This is a genomic window from Ethanoligenens sp., from assembly GCF_047718355.1.
GTDB lineage: Bacteria > Bacillota > Clostridia > Oscillospirales > Ethanoligenentaceae > Ethanoligenens.
This window is the reverse complement of sequence record NZ_JBDNLG010000082.1, coordinates 1-6279: the sequence shown is the minus strand read 5'-3', so window position 1 is coordinate 6279 and position 6279 is coordinate 1. Positions and strand designations below refer to the sequence as shown.

Here is a 6279-nt window from a genome sequence, read left to right as displayed (position 1 = left end):
TGGTTCGTCACCAAATTACCAAGAACCCACAAAAACATAACCCAAATGCGGCCCCCAACCATTTCACTGTTGGCGGCACGATTTTTTTCCGTTATTCTCCGTTTTCGGGCGGTTTGGGCGGCAAATCTTTTTCGGTGAACAAATGGAGTTCGGCTTCATCCGAGGATATGTAAAGCTCCTCTGTTTCCTGCTGCGCCGTCTGTAAAAGGTCTATTGCCTTTGTGGTTGCCTGAAACAACTTCCGATACATTTGCTGATAGTCTGCCATTTGGATCGTCCCGCTTTCCTGATGAGTGTCGAAATATAAAATATTCCGCCATTTTATCATAATCTCCCGAAGTGACGCTCTGCCGGACAAAATGGGGATGTTTCGGTTCATATATGTAATTATTAAATGGTTACATTTTTGTACATTATATCATGGTTCACAATCAATTACAATGACAGGTATGGAAAGGTGATTTTAATATGAGTAAATTTCATGTGGACAAAGAGGACAGTAAAGCGCAGGCCATCAACCGCACCATTCGGATTAAGGCGGAATACTACGACAAACTGATGCAACTCAGCGACGCGAACGGCGTTTCGTTCAATAAGATCGTGAACCAGTGTATTGCCTACGCGCTGGACAATCTGGACGAAAACTGATTGCAACCCCCGGAATGAAACATTCCGGGACGCTGACGGCCTGATGCCTGTTTTACACCGCCGCCACGGTGGTTCAGAGCTTATTCCATTTAGTGAGCAGCCGGTTCAGACCGTCCAGCAGCGCGCCGTAATAGCGCTCCAGATCGGCCACGTCCTCGGCGTAAAGATTGTGCGTCTCATTGACGCGCCGGGCGATCTGGTTTACGTTCGCGCCGCTGCGGCGCAGGAGCGCCACCAGCTCCTTTACATCGGACATATCCGCATATACCACATACCCGTCAATCGCCATTTTGCGCATGTAAGTGTTGATGCTGCGGATACCGGCCTGCGCCATCTTCCGTTCAATGAGGGCCTTTTCGTGTTCGTCCACCATCACATGCAGGTGGATGGGACGGCTGCGGTTCTCCATGTTCATCACCTCACAGCCTCCGGCGTGGCCGCGACGCGCTCCGGGCGCGGGGCCTCGGCGGATTTTCTGGCAAGTTCGGAGAGCAGCGCGTGGACACACGGCTTTGCCTCCGCGTCAGCGGGCCGCAGCGCCGGTTCCGCCGCACTTTCCGTCCGCTCCGTATCCTTATGGGAATTGTGGCTTTCCGCTGCCAGCAAGGCGTTGAGCGCGTTCAGGCGCTTTTCCTTTTCGGATAACTCCGCCTCCTGCGGGAACGGCTTCTGCAATTCCTCCTGTGCGGTTTCCATCTGCTGATGCAGGGTGTCAAGCTGGTTGTGGGCGGCGTGCAGCTCCTGCGGCATCCGCTCCAACGCATTGTTGATACGGATTACGTTGCCGGAGGCGTCCAGCCCCACGTCCACCGTGTAGGAAAGCGTGTTTTTTAGAGATAAATGAAATAGCTTGCTAAACGCGTCCCAACGGATAGAAATAGGAAATCCGCAGTATCGGCCGATTTCCGCCGCCTGCTCGGTGCAGTCAACGGTCTTGCAGGCTTCGATGATCGCCTCGCCCGCCGCCTTTCGTTCGCGAAATTCGGCGTCCAGCACCGTCATGGAAAACGCCTCCGGGTCTTGCGGCTTCTGATCCTGATACAGGGCAATGTCCTGTTCCAGTCCGGAAATTTTCGCCTCGCTTTCTTTGATCTGGCGCGGGAAGTGGAGCCGCACGTTGTCCTCCAGTTCATAATGCTGGCTGTTGAAATCCGTCTGGTAAACGCGCAGCTTCGCCACCTCAATATCCAGCGTCATTTTTTCCTTGATACGCTCGTCCCCGGTCGCGAGGGCCTTTACCTCCGCATAGGAAAGCGCGGTATCGTCCACGTCCTCGCAGCTCCGGGCCGGGGATTTCCCCGTCACCACCTGCGAGATGAATTTTTGCTTCGATTCCACAAGGCCCCAGTTGTAGGCGTCAAACGTGCCCTTGGTGACATACCGGAATACCTTGATGCTGTCAAACAGATTGCCCTGCCGGATGCCCCGCCCGTCGCGCTGGGTCAGGTCGCGCGGCCGCCACGGGCAATCCAGATGATGAATCGCCGCCAGCCTGTCCTGCACGTTTGTCCCGGCCCCCATTTTGGAGGTAGAACCGAGCAAAACGCGCACCTGCCCCTTGCGGACTTTGGCGAACAGCTCGGCCTTTCTCGCTTCGGTGTTGGCGTCGTGGATAAAGGCGATCTCCTCGGCGGGGACACCCGCCTCCATCAGCTTGTTTTTCACATCGTCGTAAACATTGAACGAACCGTCGTAATGCGGCGTGGAAAGATCGCAGAAAAGAAGCTGGGCACCCTTCTGGTCGGCGGTGTCGCGCCAGACCTGAAGCACGTTCTGCACGCAGGCGTTGACCTTGCTGTTCGGATCGTCGGGGAGCAGCTCGTTCATCAGCCGTTGATCCAGCGCGAGCTTGCGCCCGTCGCTGGTGATACGCAGCATGTTATCAACATGGGCATCGACCGTGCCGCTATGCACCTCGTCGGCGCGCTTCGCCAGCGCCTGCACCATGTCCGCCTGCTGGGTGCTGGCCTCAGTCGTGACGTTAATGTACTCCGCTTTCGGCACCGGCAAATTCAGCATTTCGGCGGTCTGGATGTCCGCCGCCTCTTTCCACATGGACATGAGTTCCGGCAGATTGTGAAACTTGGCAAAACGTGTCCGCATCCGAAAGCCCGTACCCTCCGGTTTCAGTTCCATCTGCGAAACCGTTTCACCGTACAGCGCCGCCCAAGAATCGAAATGGCTGAGGCCCTGCTCCTCCAGCGTGTCATGCTGAAGGTAACGCATCATGGTAAATAATTCCGTCATGCTGTTGCTGATCGGCGTACCCGTGGCGAAAACGATACCGCGCCCGGATGTGATTTCGTCGAGATAGCGGCACTTCATATACAAATCGGTACTTTTTTTCGCTTCGGTCTGCGAAACCCCCGCCACGTTGCGCATTTTCGTGAAGAGGGCCAAATTCTTAAAATTGTCCGCTTCGTCGATAAACAGGCGGTCAACGCCGAGTTCCTCAAAGGTCACGACATTATCCCGGCGCACGTCGTTGAGCTTTTGCAGGCGGGTTTCCAGCGCCTTTTTGCTCTTTTCCATCTGCTTGACCGTAAACCGTTCGCTCTTATCCGCTTTGGCAAGCGCGATCTCCATTGTAATCTCGTCGATCTGCTGCTCGATGATACGGGCCTGCCGCTCCGGCGAAACCGGGATTTTTTCAAGCTGCGAGTGCCCGATCACCACCGCGTCGTAGTCGCCGGTCGCGATGCGGGCACAGAATTTCCGGCGGTTCTCCGGCTCAAAATCCTTCTTGGTGGCCACCAGCACATTCGCGCCGGGATACAGGCGCAGAAAATCCGCGCCCCACTGCTCGGTGAGATGGTTCGGCACCACATACAGGGATTTCTGGCATAAACCCAGCCGCTTGGCCTCCATTCCGGCGGCGATCATTTCAAAGGTTTTGCCCGCGCCCACCCAGTGTGCGAGCAGCGTGTTCCTGCCGTAAAGCTGGTGCGCGACGGCGTTGCGCTGGTGCTTGCGCAGCGAGATTTCCGGGTTCATGCCGTCGAATTTCAAGTGGCTCCCGTCGTATTCGCGCGGGCGGGTGCTGTTGTAAAGGGTATTGTACTTCTTGCAGAGAACCTCCCGGCGCTCCGGGTCTTTCCAGATCCATTGCGCAAACGCCCGTTTGAGTGCCTCCTGCTTCTGCTGGGCAATGGCGGTTTCCTTTTCGTTGAGCACGCGCTTTTCCGAACCGTTTTCGTCGATGACGGTATCGTAAATGCGGGTGTCCTTGAGGTTGAGGGAATCTTCGAGAATGTAATAGGCGCTGCGGCGCTTGGTGCCGTAGGTAGCGTAAACGCGGCTGTTGTCCCGGCTGTCCAGCCCCTTGCCCTTGATATTCCAGACGCCGGTTACGTCCATATACCGCGTGGTTACGTCGCCGTATTGTAAATGCCGGGGCGTTTGCAGCACGTCAAACATGAATTGGTCAATGTATTTTGTGTCCACCCACGTCGCGCCCAGCCGCACGTCAATTTCGGCGGCGGAAAGGTCTTTGGGCTGCACCTGCTCCAATGCTGGAACGTTCGGGGCGAACAGCGGGTCGGCAGCGGCGGCTTCACGGGCTAAGTGCAGCTTGTTACGGACATTGCCGGAAAGGTACTCGTCGGCTGTGACCCAGTGCCGGTCGGTCAGCGGGATGGATTGCCCCTCCTCCGCCTGAAACGGCGGCACCGGCACTGGGAAGATCACACCGCGCAGATCCTCCACGATGGACGGGATTTTCTCCGAACCGCCCATGAGCGAACCCATAAAGCCGAGATCGACGCAGGCTTTCTCCGCGATGGAAACAGCCAGCGCCTCGGCGGCGGTATCCACGGAGGTCACCGGCTGCGCGTGGCGGATCGTCCTTTTGCTGAACATATCTGCCTTGCGGACAAGATTGCCGTCCTCGTCTACCACTTCCAGTGAGGCCAAAAGGCTGTACGAGGAATCCGTGCGGAACGCGTGGGAGTTGGCCGACGCGGAAAGTAGGCTATACTTTGCGGTATAGGCATCGTATAGGCCGTTCAGGTTTTTCTGTTCCTGCTCAATGAAGCTGTCCGCCGCGTCGTCCATTTGCAGGCCGATCAGCGTTCGGGTGCTGTCCCGCAGCGCGATCATGCCCCGGATGCGCTGCGTTTCGGCGTCGGATTTATCCCGAACGAGGTCCATCTTGGAGTTTTCTCGGAAATACAGGTGATCGTCCACCAGCGTGTAACTGAAATTGCGCACGTCCGGGTCGGCGGGCAGGGAGAGGGCCGCGCCGTCCGCCGGTTGTTCCTCACCGTCCGGCTCGGTCACGTCCACGGTTTCCAATGCGTCCCGGTTCGGCAGTTCCACCTGTGAAAGCGCCTTGCGAAGCTGTTCCCCAAAATCCGCGCCGAGGATGGGGTTGCAGGTGGTTTCCTTGTCGTTGCCGTACATGCTCTTGTCAAATGCCATCGTGCCGAGCAGCATATCCGGATGGTCAAGGAAATACTGATTGAGAGGCACGCCCTCCGCCGTTTTGGATACGTTTACCCACGCGGGTTCATCATAACTCATGCGGTCGCGGCGCTGTAAAAAAAGAATGTCGGTGGTAACTTCGGTGCCCGCGTTGGCCGCAAAAGCGGTATTCGGCAAACGTACCGCGCCGAGCAGCTCCGCCCGCTGGGCGATATATTTGCGCACGTCGGGATTTTGCTTGTCAAGGGTGCCCTTGCTGGTGATGAACGCAATCAGGCCGCCCGGACGCACCTTATCCAGCGCCTTGGCGAAAAAATAATCATGGATTTGGAAATTGAACTTGTTGTAGCGCCGGTCGGCCAGCTTGAAGCCGCCGAACGGGACATTGCCGACCGCCAGATCGAAAAACGAATCCGGCTGGTCGGTGCGCTCAAAGCCGTCGATGGTAATGTCCGCTTGCGGATAAAGCTGCCGGGCAATCCGGCCCGTGATGCTGTCGATCTCAACACCGTAGAGCTTGGACGCGGCCATGCTCTCAGGCAGCAGCCCGAAAAAGTTACCGACGCCGCAGCCCGGCTCCAGAATGTTGCCGGTATGGAAGCCCATGCGCGCGAGCGTTTCATACATGGCCTTGATCACCACCGGCGACGTGTAATGCGCGTTGAGGGTGGAGGCGCGGGCGTCGGCATATTCCTCGCCGGTGAGCAGGCTTTTCAGCTCGGCGTACTCGTCGGCCCACTGCGTATTCTGTTCGTCGAACGCCTGCGGCACGCCGCCCCAGCCGACGTAGCGGGAAAGGGTTTCCTGTTCCTCCAGCGTGGCAAAGCGGCCTTCGGCCTCCAGCGTTTTCAGCAGCCGAATGGCGGCGAGATTGTAACCGTATTTCGCCTTTTTACCGCCCGCCCCGAGGGCATCGTCCGAAATACGGAAATTCGCACGCTGTGGTACGGGTTTCTTCTCCTCCGCGCCCAGCGTGAACGTGACACGCGCGACCTCGCCCTCCGGTGTTTTTTCCCAGAGGGTGTCGCGCTCCTGCGCCTCGATTTGCTCACGAACATATCCGATGGATTCGCGCCGGAATATCGGAAAGCCGGTCGCGCCCGCAAAAGTATCGTCCCGTAGACTCACGCTGCCGGTGTCCCAATTCACGGCGTCCACCGTCAGTTCCCGTCCGTCGAGGGTGAGTGTTTGCCCGAGGGGGACGTATTC

4 protein-coding genes are annotated in these 6279 nt (G+C 57.4%); 1 reads left to right on the top strand and 3 read right to left on the bottom strand.

Translation table 11 applies throughout. From position 1 onward, the window contains the following. Window positions 1–91 precede the first annotated feature (91 nt). Window positions 92–268: a hypothetical protein gene (locus tag ABF463_RS11335; protein ID WP_415533747.1), complete on the bottom strand. Its 177-nt coding sequence runs from the start codon at window positions 266–268 to the stop codon at window positions 92–94. A 200-nt stretch (window positions 269–468) separates the two neighbouring features. Between ABF463_RS11335 and ABF463_RS11330 the strand changes: the two genes are divergently transcribed. Continuing rightward, window positions 469–648: a hypothetical protein gene (locus tag ABF463_RS11330; protein WP_415533746.1), complete on the top strand. Its 180-nt coding sequence runs from the start codon at window positions 469–471 to the stop codon at window positions 646–648. Window positions 649–721: 73 nt separating this feature from the next. On the opposite strand, the gene ABF463_RS11325 is transcribed toward ABF463_RS11330, so the two are convergent. Next, the gene (locus ABF463_RS11325; RefSeq protein ID WP_415533745.1) at window positions 722–1063 is read right to left on the bottom strand and encodes a plasmid mobilization protein; all 342 of its coding nucleotides are present in this window, start codon (window positions 1061–1063) and stop codon (window positions 722–724) included. After that, a partial coding sequence (locus ABF463_RS11320; RefSeq protein WP_415533744.1) for a helicase-related protein occupies window positions 1063–6279 on the bottom strand: 5217 nt, incomplete at its 5' end. The genes ABF463_RS11320 and ABF463_RS11325, both read right to left, overlap by 1 nt.

What these genes read in the sequence shown, in the direction of transcription:
- ABF463_RS11335 (WP_415533747.1), bottom strand. Translation starts at nt 268, where the DNA reads ATGGCAGACTATCAGCAAATGTATCGGAAGTTGTTTCAGGCAACCACA.
- ABF463_RS11325 (WP_415533745.1), bottom strand. Translation starts at nt 1,063, where the DNA reads ATGAACATGGAGAACCGCAGCCGTCCCATCCACCTGCATGTGATGGTG.
- ABF463_RS11330 (WP_415533746.1), top strand. Translation starts at nt 469, where the DNA reads ATGAGTAAATTTCATGTGGACAAAGAGGACAGTAAAGCGCAGGCCATC.